We start from the raw sequence: 15,673 nt of genomic DNA, 5'->3' as shown, positions 1-15,673 counted from the left end.
ATGTTGCAAATTTTAAGTAATAATGGAAATAAAACAATGTAGTAGATTCCAGCAAATAGACCCACGATATAAAGAAGATCAAATCCAAACTTTCCTGTAAATAAAGAAAATAAGATCAGGAGACCAATTGGAATAAGAGGTGTAATAATAAGAGAGATTTTTGGTTGATAGTCGATATTTGTCGTTGTTGTGGTCATCATAAACAGGGGGGGTAGGGTTTTGAAAATTTTAAGATGATCTGTTGACCATGTCTATCATATATTTAAAATATGACTATTATATTTTGTATTCAGACATCTATGAAATTTTGTTAGGATAGCTTGTCATAATTTAAATTAGATTGTTCTGAAATGAATTTAAAAAAGTATTATTTGGGTGTTTTTATATTATTTTTGGGATTTGTTGGCTTTAACTATTTAAAACATAATTGGAATTACCTTTCAGCCTCATATAAATATCATTTTAAAGAGTTGTCTGCAGATGAGCTAAATCAATATGCAGCACTACAATATTACAAAAATATAAACGATCATTTTCGAAGTAAAGAAGATGAGATTACTAGAGCAAAAAAAGCATTAGAAGTAGAAAGTTTATTTGAACAAGCTGCTGATAAAGGAAGTACTTTAGCTAAATTGAATTTGGTTACGCTTTATTTGAGAAAGAAAGAAGAAATACCAGTATCTCAAATTTTTCAACTTTCTAAAGAAGCGGCTGAAGCTGGAAATGCTGACGCTCAATTCAGAGTAGGGGTGCTTTTTCATCAAGGTTTTGGCACTGATATAAATTATCAAAAAGCCATGTATTGGTATAAAAAAGCTGTTGAACAAGGTAACCCAGCAGGTATGAATAATATTGGTGTACTCTATCAGCGAGGTTTGGGGGTAGAACAAAATGGAAAAATCTCAACAGAATGGTATATCAAGGCTGCAAACCTTGGTTACGCTAATGGTATAGAAAATATGTTCCAAAATTATTATCGAGGACTAAATGGCTTACCAGAGAATGAGGAAGAAGCCATGCGTTGGAGGGAGATGTGTTATTACCGTAGTGAGGACATACCGATTCAACCAGTTTTCGATTTTAATTTAAATATTAAAGAAACTTATCCGAATACATGTAAAAGTTAAAATTTGACCGTGAGCAAAGGTTATAGCTCAAATTATACTGTTTTTCATCTAGACCAAAATTAAAGCAAATCATGTATCTGACAGATTATGAAAGTAAGTTCAGACGTTGGGAAAACTATGCTGAATTGCCATCTGGTTTATTTTTCCTTATCGATGAATCGGCGTTAGAGACATACTTATCTAAACGGACAAGTTTCTTAAAAGGTTTTGAAGCGACTGAATTTATTCGCCTTATATCCAAAGAGATTCCTAAGTCATTCGTATATGAAGTTGCGTTAGATATTTCTGGAAGTTGCAAATCTGATAAAGAAGTTGCCAAAGTTCGAGACTGGTTGTTTCAATGTAAGATTCCTTTTGATCAAGATGTATATATGCTTTATGACGAGCATGTCATCAAAACTAAATGGAAGGTTTTTGTAAAACATTGGGATCTGTTTAGTTGGTCGATTGGTATCAGTTTAGAAATCGTTGACCTTACTTGTAGTTGGTGCTTAGAAGTACATCATGAGAATGTAGTAACTTTTTATTCGATGAAATAAAGAAGTAAGCATGAACTTAACTTTGCAACCAGCTTTGAGGTGCTAATCAGGGTATTTCAGCTTTGAACAGGTTTTAGATTTATTCGTTGTTCTGAGTAATAAAATCCAGTTGGTCAGTGGAAATGTGAGGGAAAAGAAACAGAAAATAAGAAAAAAACCGAGTGGGATAATATTAATCTGAGCAGTATTTAAAATCATAATCAGGCTAGGGACAATAGCGGTAAATAAGACTGCATACGCAATCATCGAAAAGAAATTGAGGATTTTATATTTTTTCAATAAAACTTGAACTAAATAGGTTGGAAGGAAAACCAAGATGAAGTAGATCAATGCAATACAAAGTGTGGCAAGAAACATTTCATAGAACACTTTAAATATTTCTATAGAGAAGTAATCGTTAGGTGCGAAAAAAACGGACAATATAAAAAATATTGGAATACCAGCATAGAGAGGGGTTTGAATCAAACAACGCCAAATTTGTTTTTTGCTGACATCAAGCCGTTGGGTAAGTAATTTATAAAAATTTAGGATCATTGTTTTATCTAAATGAAAGGGTTGGGTAATTTGGTTATCGCTAATATTTAACTAATCAACTATACGTCACCTCATGACGCATTGCATCTCCCATGCTCTTAATTTCACAACTTGGAAGTGCTAATTTTTAAACGATATTCTCTGTTCTCCTCAGGTCGTTTGAAATGTCTGATCGCATTCGTGAAAAATTGCAAATTCTTGCGGACGCAGCCAAATACGATGTGTCCTGTTCATCCAGTGGTAGTGACCGTAAAAATAAAGATAAGGGGCTAGGTGACGCCAGTCGCTCAGGAATTTGTCATAGCTATACTGAAGATGGGCGCTGTGTTTCATTGCTGAAAATCTTGTTTAGTAATGTCTGTATTTTTGACTGTGCTTATTGCGTGTCACGCCGTTCCAATGACGTCAAACGCGCTGCCTTTACCGTACAGGAAGTAGTTGACCTGACCATTAATTTCTATCGTCGGAATTATATTGAAGGGCTTTTTCTGAGTTCAGGCATATTCAAATCCGCAGATCACACCATGGAACGAATGCTGCAAGTGGTGAAAAAACTGCGTCTCGAAGAAAACTTTAATGGCTATATTCATCTTAAAACTATTCCAGGAGCATCGCCTGAGTTGATTCATGAAGCAGGTCTTTATGCAGATCGGATGAGCATTAATTTAGAAATGCCAACTGAGATTGGGTTAAAAGCATTTGCCCCTGAAAAATCACATCAAGAAGTACAAAAAGATTTAGGTTTAGTACGAGATCGACTCATTCAACTCAAAGATGAACGTCAAATCATTAAGCATGTGCCGAAATATGTACCCGCAGGGCAGACCACACAAATGGTGGTCGGTGCACATCAAGAAACAGATCAAGATGTGCTTGTGATGGCAGATCGACATTACAAAGAATTCAAATTAAAACGAGTCTATTTCTCAGGCTATATCCCAATTAATACTGAAAATAATTACTTGCCTGCGGTGGGTTCTGCACCGCCATTGTTACGTGAAAATCGACTCTATCAGAGTGATTGGCTGATGCGTTTTTATGGTTTTGAAGTCAATGAAATCGTCAATGAAAAACACCCTCATCTTGATCTAGATGTTGACCCAAAACTAAGTTGGGCGCTACGACATCCTGAGCAGTTTCCTGTCGATCTAAACCGTGCAGATTACCGTATGATTTTACGCGTACCGGGTATTGGGGTGAAGTCGGCCAAGAAAATCGTGCAAGCGCGACGTTTTGGCAAGATACATACTGATTTACTGAAAAAATTAGGTGTGGCGTATTCACGTGCTAAGTTTTTTATTCGTTGTGAAGACAGTCCACGCTTCCAAAAGGAACTTTCTTCTCATCACATCCGTCAACAAATTCTGACTCAAGGCTCATCTAAGTATGTCAAACAACTTTCACCTCAACTGAGTTTAGGCTTCTAATGATGTTAAGTGATGGTATTGCTTATTATTACTTTGATGGTTCAATGGTCGGCTTACTCAATTGCGTCTTTCGTGCTTTTCAATTTAAAGAGTTCCAAGTTCAGCTCTGTTTAAATGAAGGCGCGCAGCATGGATTATTTGCTACTGTTGTTGAGATTCCAAATGATGAACAGCATGCGCAACGTGTTTGGTCTGCATTACAACAACGCCTGTCAAAGTCATCGTTAAGACAGTTCTATTTTGCATATTTATCCGAATCTCTGGACGCTTATCAGCATTTATTTAATTACTGTGTCTATGTTTTTCGACATCAACATTCAGTCGAGAAAAATTATTCACATCCTAGCGTTTTAGCGATTTCGCAATGGACGAAAAAGGTCGGGCGCGAAAAACATCGGATGGAGGCATTCATTCGCTTTAAAAAAACCACAGATGAATTGTTTATCAGTTTAATTCGTCCTGATTTTAATGTGTTGCCACTGATTCAGCCGCATTTTAAGCGTCGTTATCAAGACCAGCGCTGGCTGATTTATGATGAGCAACGTAAGTATGGTCTTTATTATGATTTACGCGAGATCCATGAAGTCTCTTTAGAAGTCCATCAGATTGACCGTAATATCGAAAATGGGGCGAGTCAGAACTTCCAATTAGAATTAGATCAACAAGAAGAATTATATGATCAGCTTTGGAAAGATTATTTTAATAGTATCAATATTAAGGAGCGTCAAAACATTAAACTTCATGTTCAATACTTGCCAAAACGCTATTGGCGCTACTTAAATGAAAAAATAATCTAAAAATAATTTCTCCAAATAATACATATTCTTAAGTGAAATTTGTTTCTCGATACGATTTTTACTGTTGGAAAAATGCAGGAAATGATTAATTTTGTATTAATGTTATGTTATAACATTTCAAAATTAGTATAAATCAGTCCAACAGGGGAAATGAGTGTGAATAAGTTAAAACAAGCTTATCTGCTGAGTGCGTTATTCAGTAGTGTGTTGTTATCCGCATGTGGGGGCAGTGGTGATTCATCGAGTTCATCATCAAACACACCAAAACCAGAACAACCGACGACGCAAACATATGAAGGTCGTTTGGCGATTGCTAATGCCGATGCAGATCGTCCAATGCTCTCGGTTTATGATCTAAAAGATCAGAAATTAATTGATAGTAAAGCGTTAAACTATACGCCTTCAGCGATGTACAGCAGCCCGCAATCACGTTATGCGGTCATGGTTAGTCGTAATGACGGTGTTGTTCAATTTGCTGATGGTGGTGTCTTTAATCAAAGCAATCAACTTAAGGTTAATGCTCCAAATATCTTAACGTTCCAATTGAATGGTGCAACGCCTGCTCATTATCGTAGTTTCAATGGTACGGCGGCATTGTTTTATGACGGTAGTGCGACGGATGTTTCTAAGTTCGATGTGTTTAATGATGCAATGATTGCTCAGCAAAGTATCGCGACGCAGAAGTTACCAAAAAATCATCATGGGGTAGCTGAACCACGAGGCGAGTATGTACTCAGTACTTATTTGCCGATCGATGCAACGGCACTTAGTATTATAAAAAGCTATCACATCCATGGTGATCATTATCATGAAGAACAAACCTTGGTAAATCCATGTAATCGCCTACATGGGGCAGCTTCGATAGCGAATTACGCTGCTTTTGGTTGTGAAGATGGGGTGTTGGTGGTTGAGCAAAAGAAAGATACTTTTGTTGATAAAAAAGTCTTCATTGATCAGCGTATTTCAACTTTAGCAGGGCATGAGAAAATTAATCAATTTGCTGCATTTGCATCAGGCACCCATGCTTTATTTGTTGTAGATCCACAACAAGGGAATGCTATCAGTTTAGACTGGTCGATCGGTGCGAAAGAGCTTGATGGTACAACTGCGGTTAAACGCTTACAACAAGCATTTGATGCAACAGGACGCTATTTGGCTATTTTGGATAGTATGGGAACTGTGCATGTGATTGATACGCAAACTTGGCAACGATTAGGTCAAATTCAGGCGATTAACAATGTTATTGGTACTGAACTTTCTAAAAGTCGTTTAGTGGTCAATGCTGCGTCAGACACGATTTTTATCAATGATACTCAAGCCAAAACGATTGTTGAACTTGATTTGAAGCACTTAAAAATCAAACAAAGCATTCAGTTGAATGATGTACCGAATACCTTTACATGGTTAGGTGTCGCTAAAGCATCTTAATTTTTCGATAAAAAATAGCCCAGTAAATGGGCTATTTTTTATGCGGATAGTTTGAAAATCAATGCAATAACTTAGGACTTATTTAAAGAAAGAATAAGTAAAAGAAGATTGAAATCACGGCAATACATAATACATTCAGGATGAAACCAACTTTCATCATTTCACGTTGTTGAATATGCCCAGTACCAAATACAATTGCATTTGGTGGTGTTGCCACAGGGAGCATAAAGGCACACGATGCACCGAGACCAATCACCAATACAAGGATTTCTTTTGGAAGCCCCATTTGCGCGGCAATTGCAGCAAAGACCGGAACCAAAAGCGCGGCAGAAGCAGTATTGCTGGTCAGCTCTGTCAAGAAAATAATAAACGCAGCAACCACAATAATCACCAAGAATGGCGATGCACCACCAAAGGCGTTGGCAAGGGTTTGTCCGAGCACCAATGATGAACCTGAATCTTTTAAAACCGCACTGAGCGTCAAGCCACCACCGAATAACATGAGTACACCCCAATCGGTGTTATCCGAGATATCTTTCCATGTCGCGATCCCTAAAATCACCACCATACATGCTGCGGCAATCGCCACCCACGTATCTGGTTGGCTAATTCCAAACTGCTCACTCACACTTTTGCCGAAGATCCAACCTAAAGCTGTCACCACAAACAAGATCATAGTGAGCATGCGATCCCGATTCCAAGGAATCGTTTCAGCTTTGAATTCAACACGATGGTTTAATTTAGGGCGTAAAACTAGATATAAGCTGACTAACATTGCAGGGAAAAGAAGCAACATCATTGGTAAGCCGATTTTCATCCAGTCAGCGAAGTCATAGCCTAGTGCTTTGGCTGCAATGGCATTGGGAGGTGAACCGACGAGGGTACCTAAGCCACCAATATTGGCTGAATAGGCGATACCGAGCAAAATGAACACAAAGGTTTTGCGCTCTTTGGCTGCATCAAAGTGAGAAAGTAATCCCAATGCAAGCGGCAACATCATCGCCGCCGTTGCAGTATTGGAGATCCACATCGATAAAAATGCAGTGACGACACAGATTGCCAGTACTGCCAGTCCCAAATGTCCTCGAGATAAGGCAATGACCCACATCGCGATCTTTCGATCCAGCTTTTGCACATGTAAGGCAGTTGCTAAAGCAAAACCACCAAAAAATAGGAAAATAATTGGGTCAGCGAAAGTGCTGAGTGCTTTGGATGTGGTAATCGGACTGATTTCATCATTACTACCAACACTTGGCATACCGACCAAAACGGCTAAAATAGGAACCAAAAGCGCAGTGATGGTGATGTGGATGGCTTCAGTAAGCCATAAAGTGCCAATAAAGAATAATAAACTTAAGCCTTTGTTGGCATTTTGCTCATAAGGGAGAATTTCATATAAACCGAATGACAGCAAGGCTGCAATTGCAATGATGATCCAACCACGCAATACGCCTTTAGGCATTGCATTGGTTGGTGTTTCTAAGTGAGGAACATTCATACAATATCCTTATTTGTGTTGTTATCTATCACTCAATTTCACGTGACCGAATAACCATTTTTAGCGAATCAATAGTAAATGCTAACTTCTATCATCCATGTAATTTTTTTTAAATCCGTGTACTCCTTGCCCTATAACTACATCCAAGTAGGGCTGAAAGTAGGTAGACAAAGTCTGGAGTGCATTCCTGTCCAGTTTTTGAACGTTTGAATTTTATGGTATTTGAGCTGTAAGTGGTATTTAGTTTTTTGATAAAAATCTATGTGATATTTATTTTTATTATAAATAGGAATTTTTCTCAATTTTACATAATAAGTTTTTGGGCTTAAGTACATTAGGCTTTGGTCTAATTCGAAGAGATTTATTTTAGGAAGACGCTGTCGATTTTAGAGAAGTACACTGTCTGATGTTTTAACATGTAACCAAAATGTATCTTATAAAAGCTTAAGTGTATACTGCCGCAACCCATCAAACACAACACGATTCCAGCAAGGTGCATTGTGAGCTTTACTCAATCTGATTGGCTAAATTTTCTTAAACCTAACTATAAAATCCTCCCACTTAAAGAGCGTTTGCTTTCAGGCTTTGGCGCATTATGTGGTTTGGCTGTGTCGTCATTATTGAGTTGGTATGTACTCGGCGGGATCAATGCATGGTATATCGCACCGATGGGTGCATCATCGGTACTGCTATTTGCTCTACCAAACAGTCCTTTGGCGCAACCTTGGAATGTCATTGTCGGCAATACGTTGTCTGGGGTGATCGGCGTTGTTTGTGTGCAATGGTTGCCAGATTTAACCACGGCATTTAGCGTGGCAGTGGGTCTGGCAATTTTTGTGATGATGACCACAGACTCTTTACACCCGCCAAGTGGGGCAGTGGCGATCACAGCTGTATTAGGGGGCGAGGCAGTTCAGCGTCTAGGTTTCTATTTTGTGCTTTATCCTGTCTTATTAAATTCAATTTTATTGTTGTTATTTGCGGTGTTTTTTAATCGCTTAATTGGACGACATTATCCAATGACCGCGCATGTCAATGCACGAAGCAAAGATCCAACACCAACACAGAAAGTATCGATTCAACCCAAAGATATTGAATATGCTTTAGAACAACACACTGAACTACTCGATATTAGTCAATACGACTTAGAAAAAATCATTTTAGACGCGCAAGAGCGTGCACATGGACGCTTGCAAAATAGCTTTGTTTGCCAAGATATTATGAGTCGGGATGTGATCACGCTGCATGAGAACGATGATATTCATCAGGCATTAGATAAGTTCAAAGCGGTTAATATAATGAGCTTGCCTGTGGTCAATCGTGAGGAAAAACTTGTCGGCACACTGGCTTTATATGAAGTGGTTGAATGGTTTAAAAGTGCGACTGATCCAAGGAACTCTTGGCAGCATTATGTTCGGCAAATTATGAGTCGTAGGGTCGTGACCGTTGAACCGCTACAACCGATTCAAGACCTCATACCTTATTTTGTAGAGAAGTCTTTTAATTATATCCCTGTGGTTGAGAATCAACGTTTGATCGGAATGATCAGTCGTGCTGATATGATTGCTGCCTTGCAACAACAATTAAGTCGTCAGCGCCTTTAATTGAGATAAAAAAAGCTACGGTTGTATTAGGGGTAAATTCAACCGTAGCGACCAAAAGTGGCAAAGTGAATTAACGTTTCATACTCTGATCATCATAAATTGTTTTCACAGGCTGCTGATAATGTTGTACATGCTCTATAGATGCTGTTTGTCTCTTGGGAATGACCAACCATAGAATCAAATACACTAAAATACCGGGAAAAGCGGCACTCAGGATCGAGATCACAACAAAGATCAAGCGTAGTAAATTTGCGTTCCAACCAAAACGTTCAGCAATACCGCCCATTACACCTGCGATCATGCTTTTTTGGTTTGAGCGATATAAACCAGTATTGGTCATCGAATTCTTCTCCTTAACGTAATGAAATGACAGCAAAAAAGACATATTCATGGATGAGTTGCTGTTTATTATGAAATAGGGGCGAAATACATTTTTTTAAAGTTTAAATAGATAAGAGATTAGTTACGTTGTGTAAAATGCTGCTGGAAAAACCAACAGTATCGCCTAAAATGCACCGACTTAAAGCAGACTGCTTTGTCGCCTTAGGATTCAGTTCTATGGGCTTACCTTCGATAGTTCATGAGGTATGGACATAGAGAATAGATACATTCTCTGTTCTTTATATTCTCCAAGATTTTTGGGGTGGATTGTGTGGGTTTCGTCGATAGCGATGTTGATGTTAGAGATTTGTGGATATGCAGTTCAGGTGGTTGTTACTACAGTATGTGAGTATAGGATGTGTATTAACTCTCGGTTTAAGTGCGTGTGATCGTGATCATTCAGAATCCGCCAAACAAATCCAAAAGCAATCAAATTACGAAGCAAGCGTTGTACAGGATGAGCAGTCTTCATTCGCTGATGATGGTGTGCCATTAACTAAAATTGCGGGACAAGCAACATTGCCGTATTCAGGCGCAGGGAAACGTAATTTAACCCAACCTTCTGAAACTGGTCTGACCTATGTGGGTCGTTATCATGCGCGTATTCCATGTACCGATGCATTTGCAGGATGCGTGAATCAAGAGAAAGAAGCAGAATATATTTTGAATCTATTGGAAGATGGTTCAGTTTATTGGATTAATACCAGTTTTGGCCGCTTAGGCATAGATTCTTCTCATAATGTAGCTAAGATTGAGCAAACCTGTAATCAAGTGCAATGGTACGCGCATGAAGAACTGAATGAAATTATGGTTCGTTGTGATGCCGCGAATATTAGCTTGTATTTTAAGGTTAACCAAAATCAAGATTTGGTTCTAAATTTAGAGAAAATTTGGAACGACAATAATGGTGAAAATCAGAAATTCTTTAAAGAATACCCATTTCCTGAAAAAGCCTATGAGTTTAAGAAAATACAATAGAATAAAAAAAGAGCGCATATCGCGCTCTTTTTTTACAGTTCTAATTAGTAATCGAAGCTGAAGTGTTCTGGTGCAAGTGAAGTCAAGGTGCGTGAAGACGAAACCATTGATTCTGCATGACCTTGAGCACGTGGCAACAAACGGTCAAAATAGAAATCAGCAACTTTGATTTTTGCTTTATAGAATTCTGGTGTTTCGATGCCGTCACCCGCTTCTAATTTCTCAGAAGCAACCACAGCTTGTTGTGCCCAGAAGTAAGCCATCATCACGTAGCCAGAGAACATCAAGAAATCAGCAGAAGCTGAAGAAACGATGTCACGATCCTTACGTGCAGCAAGCATGATACGAACAGTCAATGTATTCCACTGTGCGCAAAGCTTAGTCAAATCCCAAGCAAAACGACGTAAGTACTTGTTACGTGCATGTGTTGCACAGAACTTTAAGATTTCAGCGGTATAGTCACGAACCACTTTACCTTTCGAGCTTAAAAGAACTTTACGACCGAGCAAATCAAGTGCTTGAATGCCTGTAGTACCTTCGTACAAAGTCGAGATACGTGCATCACGTGCGATCTGTTCCATACCCCATTCACGGATATAGCCATGACCACCAAACACTTGCATACCATTATTTGCAGATTCTAAACCAAGCTCAGTCAAGAAGCCTTTTAGAATCGGAGTATAGAAACCAAGTTTGTCATCATGTGCTTCATAAGCCGCTTGATCACCATTTGCGATAGCATCTGTCATTTTGTCAGCAAGTTTAGCTGCGTGGTAGATCATTGAACGACCACCTTCAGCAATTGCTTTTTGCGTTAACAGCAGGCGACGTACGTCAGCATGGTGAATGATCGCATCAGCTACGCGCTCAGGTTCTTTTTTGCCAGAAAGTGCACGCATTGACATACGGTCTTTGGCATACGGTAAAGCACCTTGGAAAGAGAGTTCAGCGTGAGCAACACCTTGAACCGCAGTACCAATACGTGCAGTGTTCATGAAGGTAAACATTGCATGTAAACCTTTATTCACTTCACCGATTAAGTAACCCGTTGCGTTATCAAAGTTCAATACTGCTGTAGCAGAGGCTTTAATCCCCATTTTGTGTTCGATTGAACCACAAGAAACAGTATTGCGTTCACCTACGCCACCATCCGCAGTAGGGATGAATTTAGGTACGATGAATAATGAGATACCACGTGTACCTGCAGGTGCATCTGGAAGACGAGCAAGTACAATGTGAATAATGTTTTCTGTTAAATCGTGCTCACCTGCAGAGATGAATATCTTCGTACCAGAAAGCTTATAAGTCCCATCTTCTTGAGGTTCTGCTTTAGTTTTAACTTGACCTAAATCTGTACCACATTGAGGTTCAGTCAAGCACATCGTACCAGACCAAGTACCTTCAACCAGTTTAGGCATATAGGTATTTTTTTGCTCATCTGTACCAAATTGCATAATGGTGTTCATACAACCAGTACTCAAACCTGGATACATGGTGAAAGACCAGTTTGCAGTCCCCATCATTTCAGATTTGATTAGGTTTAAAGACATTGGCAAGCCTTGACCACCAAACTCTTCTGGATATGAAAGACCCTGCCAACCACCCATGACAAATTGGTCATACGCTTCTTTGAAGCCTTTAGGAGTTGTAACTTCACCATTGTTGAAGGTACAGCCTTCTTCATCGCCTGACTGGTTGATTGGAGAAAGTACGTTTTCGCAGTAATCTGCCGCACCTTCAAGAATCATATCAACAGTTTCAGCATCAGCATTTTGACCACTTGCTAAAGTTTGGTAATGTGCTGGATAATCTAACATTTCGTTCATTAAGAAACGAACATCACGGAGTGGGGCTTTATAAGCTGGCATAATCTTAATCCTGTATTGGAATCATTTTGGATTATCTGTTTCGATACCTTAGATTATTCACAATGGTGACACAAATACATTGATAAGCCCAGTAGAAAAAAATGTCAGAAAAGCGAATTTTGAAGAATAGTTGTTGAGGTGGAAGTCCCTTTTTTGTTTGACTTTTAGACGTATGTCTATGATGAAAATGGGTCAATTTTTAGTTGAAAGTATAATGATATAAAGGTGGTTGGTAAAACTATGCGTTTAAAATATTTAACTTTATGTTTGTTGGGGCTGAGTCTTTCAGCATGTTCACAACATGTCATTAAAACCAATACTGGTACGGCTAGTTTAGAGCAAAAGGCCATCAATAGTATTAATGCGATGTATGAATACCCAAGTTATGATTATCGCGGAAAATTTAATGTACATATTGAGCCTAATCAAAATAAGTCTGCTGCTAGCCTACAGTCAGCGCCATTAGATGATGCATTAAAACAAAAAGTTGAACAATATTTAAGAGATCAAAAAGTCAATTTAAATAGCAAACAAAAACAAGCCTTATATGATGCTCTGGCACAAGATAAGAGCTCATATAGTCAAACCAAAGTGGATAAAGTCATTCAGTCCATGGCAACGATTTTGAATGATATGCAATTTGAATATGATGGTTCAGTGCATTATCGTCAAAAATTGGGCTCATTTAATCTGACCGCGCGCTATGAAAAACCGACGCTATTGGTACAAGCTAAAATGCCTATGGTGTTAGATTTGAACGATCATAAGTTTTACGTCAATTATTTTGGATTTATGCCATATTTGGTTAATAAAGAAAATCAGAGTAATTTGGCATATTTCGATTTTTCGAAGTATCAAGGTTTGATCAAGCAAGTCGATTACAAGAAGTTTGTGGAATACCTCAAAGCATCAAGTGGCGTGTTTTATCGTTTGGCGGATCAGCAAAATATACAGGCTTTGCCGGTGTCATCAGCAGAACGTGCAGCAGGTGTCGTTGAAAAAATTCGCTTAAAAACAACGATTGAAGAAGCATTCTTGCAATCGAGTTTATATGGCAAGGTCAATGAAAAATATTTAATGCAAAGCATTTTCAATATCAATGAACAGAGCCTAGAAAAACTGATCGCAGATGAAGTTGATGCTCAAAGTAAGTCTAAAAAACCATCTTCTACAAAAAATACCAAAACTTCATCTGATGATGCGAGTGTGGTGAGTCAGCAGCTTTATCAATTGGTAAATCAACATTTTGGTGTTGAGGATGAGGCTGATGCCTATGACTCTGCTTCTGAGGATGCATCTGCTGCCGCTTTGGAAGCAATGGCAGCGGCGGAAGCAACACAAGCTGCAGCATGGGAAAGTGATGATGGGGATCATGCAGTAAAAAATGGCGATGGGTCTGAATCTGATGTTGAAGCTGCTTATGAAAGTGGTTTAAGTCGTGAGCAGTGTGATTCTTTATCATCAAACCTAAAAATCACCTATGGCGATGCACAATATTGCCAAAGTATGCATGGTGTTGATGTATTCAACCCAACGCAATCAAGTGCTTCTGGTCTAATTTCTTATATTGCGAAACTAAGCACTTTGGAAGAATTATTCTCTGTTTATAACCAAGCTCAGTTTATTGATGATCATGCATTCAAAGCACTCTGGATCAAGCATCAGACTGAGATTAATCAAGCATTGCCTGTCGCTGATAAACGTAATCCATTCATTATGGATATTAGTTTAGATGACAAAGGGCGTGCGATTAACTATGACTATGATCTCAATTATACTTCTCCAGAATTGCAATCCAGTGTGAACCTTAAAGCGGATATGCAAGTTTTAAATTATGGAAAAGCGACATCGATTGATCGAGCACAATTAAAACGTGCCAAAATATGGTCGGAAGTCAGTAAGGGCTCGATGTTTGAGCAAGCAATTGGCCGGTTCACTGAAAAAATGGGTCAGTCAGGGATTGTAGAGCGTGCTGCTAAACCATATACATTATCATTAGATGATCAGCTTAAAGTGATTGCTGAACAACGTTATGATGCAACTCGATCATATGAGCAGACTTATAAAGCTGTATTTATAGCCAAATTAACGGAAAGTACACCACAGGTGGTACAGCGTTATTCAACCAAAGAGTTGCAAGAAATAGCCAGTGTTTATGCCTATTGGTATTCAAGTGAAGAGGTATACAATCCTCAAGGGTCAGCGCTTAAAGCGATAGAAGCGTTACAAAAGAAACACCATCTAGAAGACGATGAGCAGTTTAATTATCCGTTGGGCGAATCTGTAGATCGTATTGTCAGTGGTGCATTGCATGGTGATAAAGATCGCCAAGCATGGAAGAAACTACAAACACAATATAAGCAACCACAACAGCTATTTGCTAAACAATATCAAATTCAATTTGAACGTGAGAATGGTGCTTCAAGTGAGGAAAAAATCTTACTTGAGCAGACTGCAAATATTTTAGGGCAAGTGTATGTGGCAGCACGACAAAACAAGTTGACCTTGAAGACGATTCAAAACTTAAAGGTTGATCATGATGAGTTTATTGATTATGAAATCTTTAAAGATGTTTATCAAAAGATGTTAACGATTAAGTAATTCAAAGCAAAAAAAGAACCTGCATCATGCAGGTTCTTTTTTTGGAGATTGATTTATAAGAAATCTTTTAGTTCAGGTTTAACTGCGTTCCAAATATAAAAGGCTTCGATGGCTTGTCCAACCAGCATGCCAAACCCATCAGTAGATGGAACTTGACGTGCTTGGGCTTGATCAAGAAAACTAGAGGGCTTGCCATAGGCCATTTCATAAGCATGATGGAAAATTAAATTTTCAGGAAGTTGTAAAGCATCACCTGTTAAGCTTGCCGATGTTGCGTTAATCGCCAAATCAAATTCACCAGAAAGTTGTTCTAAGCCAATCGCACTCAACTCAGCCTGTACAACAGCATCTTTTAAATCATTGACCAGTTGTTCAGCACGGGCTAGGGTGCGATTCGCAATAACAATTTTTTTTGCGCCTGCCTGTACCAATGGGTAGATCACACCGCGCGTTGCACCACCTGCCCCTAAAATTAAAATACGGCTATTTTCAAGATTCCAACCAAGTGCTTGAATCGCAGCAACGAGCCCTTGACCATCGGTATTGTCGCCGTAGAGTGTGCCATCCTGCATCCATAGTGTATTTACCGCTTTGGCAATCTTGGCACGTTCTGTTAGTTGGTCGCACAAAGTAAATGCTTGTTCTTTAAAAGGAACGGTGACATTCATGCCGATGCCACCTTGAGAAAAGAATGTCTTAGTCGTCGTTTCAAAACCATCTAAAGGCGCAAGAATTTTTTTATAGTTCAAATCAACGCCAGTTTTTGCTGCAAAAGCATGATGTAGTTCAGGTGAGCGAGATTGTTCAATTGGATTTCCAATTACAGCAAATTGTTTGGTCATACTTTTACCTAAAACTTTATAAATGATCTGTTTGGTATGGATTGTACTT

12 protein-coding genes are annotated in these 15,673 nt (G+C 38.7%); 8 read left to right on the top strand and 4 right to left on the bottom strand.

Annotated features, from left to right (window positions below; genetic code table 11):
* The first annotated feature begins 350 nt into the window (after nucleotides 1-350).
* The 5 genes from EAH57_RS03645 to EAH57_RS03620 all read left to right on the top strand — a co-directional run bounded on the left by EAH57_RS03645 (nucleotide 351) and on the right by EAH57_RS03620 (nucleotide 5,852).
* Complete coding sequence (locus tag EAH57_RS03645) at nucleotides 351-1,127, top strand: tetratricopeptide repeat protein (protein WP_121928874.1); 777 nt, start codon at nucleotides 351-353, stop codon at nucleotides 1,125-1,127.
* A 71-nt stretch (nucleotides 1,128-1,198) separates the two neighbouring features.
* Nucleotides 1,199-1,666 (top strand): hypothetical protein, encoded by a 468-nt coding sequence (locus EAH57_RS03640; protein WP_121928873.1) that lies wholly within the window; start codon nucleotides 1,199-1,201, stop codon nucleotides 1,664-1,666.
* A 698-nt stretch (nucleotides 1,667-2,364) separates the two neighbouring features.
* The gene (locus tag EAH57_RS03630; RefSeq protein ID WP_121928871.1) at nucleotides 2,365-3,627 is read left to right on the top strand and encodes a putative DNA modification/repair radical SAM protein; all 1,263 of its coding nucleotides are present in this window, start codon (nucleotides 2,365-2,367) and stop codon (nucleotides 3,625-3,627) included.
* Nucleotides 3,628-3,629: 2 nt separating this feature from the next.
* Nucleotides 3,630-4,424, top strand: a complete 795-nt coding sequence (locus tag EAH57_RS03625) for a TIGR03915 family putative DNA repair protein (protein WP_121928870.1) — start codon at nucleotides 3,630-3,632, stop codon at nucleotides 4,422-4,424.
* Nucleotides 4,425-4,580: 156 nt separating this feature from the next.
* On the top strand, nucleotides 4,581-5,852 hold the full coding sequence (locus EAH57_RS03620; RefSeq protein ID WP_121929127.1) for a hypothetical protein: 1,272 nt from the start codon (nucleotides 4,581-4,583) through the stop codon (nucleotides 5,850-5,852).
* 82 nt (nucleotides 5,853-5,934) lie between these two features.
* Here EAH57_RS03620 and EAH57_RS03615 read toward each other — a convergent pair whose 3' ends face one another.
* Entirely contained in the window at nucleotides 5,935-7,350 is a 1,416-nt protein-coding gene (locus EAH57_RS03615) for an SLC13 family permease (protein ID WP_121928869.1), read from the bottom strand.
* A 500-nt stretch (nucleotides 7,351-7,850) separates the two neighbouring features.
* On the opposite strand from EAH57_RS03615, the gene EAH57_RS03610 reads away from it, so the two are divergent.
* Nucleotides 7,851-8,954 (top strand): HPP family protein, encoded by a 1,104-nt coding sequence (locus EAH57_RS03610; protein ID WP_121928868.1) that lies wholly within the window; start codon nucleotides 7,851-7,853, stop codon nucleotides 8,952-8,954.
* A gap of 70 nt (nucleotides 8,955-9,024) precedes the next feature.
* Here the strand turns inward: EAH57_RS03610 and EAH57_RS03605 are convergent, their stop codons facing one another.
* Nucleotides 9,025-9,294 carry a PspC domain-containing protein gene (locus EAH57_RS03605; RefSeq protein ID WP_004673066.1) on the bottom strand — a complete coding sequence of 90 codons (270 nt, stop codon included), beginning with the start codon at nucleotides 9,292-9,294 and terminating at the stop codon, nucleotides 9,025-9,027.
* 356 nt (nucleotides 9,295-9,650) lie between these two features.
* Here EAH57_RS03605 and EAH57_RS03600 point away from each other — a divergent pair, with 356 nt between their 5' ends.
* Entirely contained in the window at nucleotides 9,651-10,313 is a 663-nt protein-coding gene (locus tag EAH57_RS03600) for a hypothetical protein (protein WP_121928867.1), read from the top strand.
* 44 nt (nucleotides 10,314-10,357) lie between these two features.
* On the opposite strand, the gene EAH57_RS03595 is transcribed toward EAH57_RS03600, so the two are convergent.
* A complete protein-coding gene (locus tag EAH57_RS03595; RefSeq protein WP_121928866.1) occupies nucleotides 10,358-12,181 on the bottom strand; it encodes an acyl-CoA dehydrogenase C-terminal domain-containing protein in 1,824 nt (607 codons plus the stop codon).
* 240 nt (nucleotides 12,182-12,421) lie between these two features.
* On the opposite strand from EAH57_RS03595, the gene EAH57_RS03590 reads away from it, so the two are divergent.
* The gene (locus EAH57_RS03590) at nucleotides 12,422-14,782 is read left to right on the top strand and encodes a hypothetical protein (protein ID WP_121929126.1); all 2,361 of its coding nucleotides are present in this window, start codon (nucleotides 12,422-12,424) and stop codon (nucleotides 14,780-14,782) included.
* A gap of 53 nt (nucleotides 14,783-14,835) precedes the next feature.
* On the opposite strand, the gene aroE is transcribed toward EAH57_RS03590, so the two are convergent.
* The gene (gene aroE, locus EAH57_RS03585; protein ID WP_121928865.1) at nucleotides 14,836-15,624 is read right to left on the bottom strand and encodes a shikimate dehydrogenase; all 789 of its coding nucleotides are present in this window, start codon (nucleotides 15,622-15,624) and stop codon (nucleotides 14,836-14,838) included.
* Between the last annotated feature and the right edge of the window lie 49 nt (nucleotides 15,625-15,673).

This window comes from Acinetobacter sp. 2JN-4 (assembly GCF_003687745.1).
GTDB classification, from domain to species: Bacteria; Pseudomonadota; Gammaproteobacteria; order Pseudomonadales; family Moraxellaceae; genus Acinetobacter; species Acinetobacter halotolerans.
Note: the sequence above shows the minus strand (reverse complement) of the source record. Positions and strands in the feature narration are given on the sequence as shown.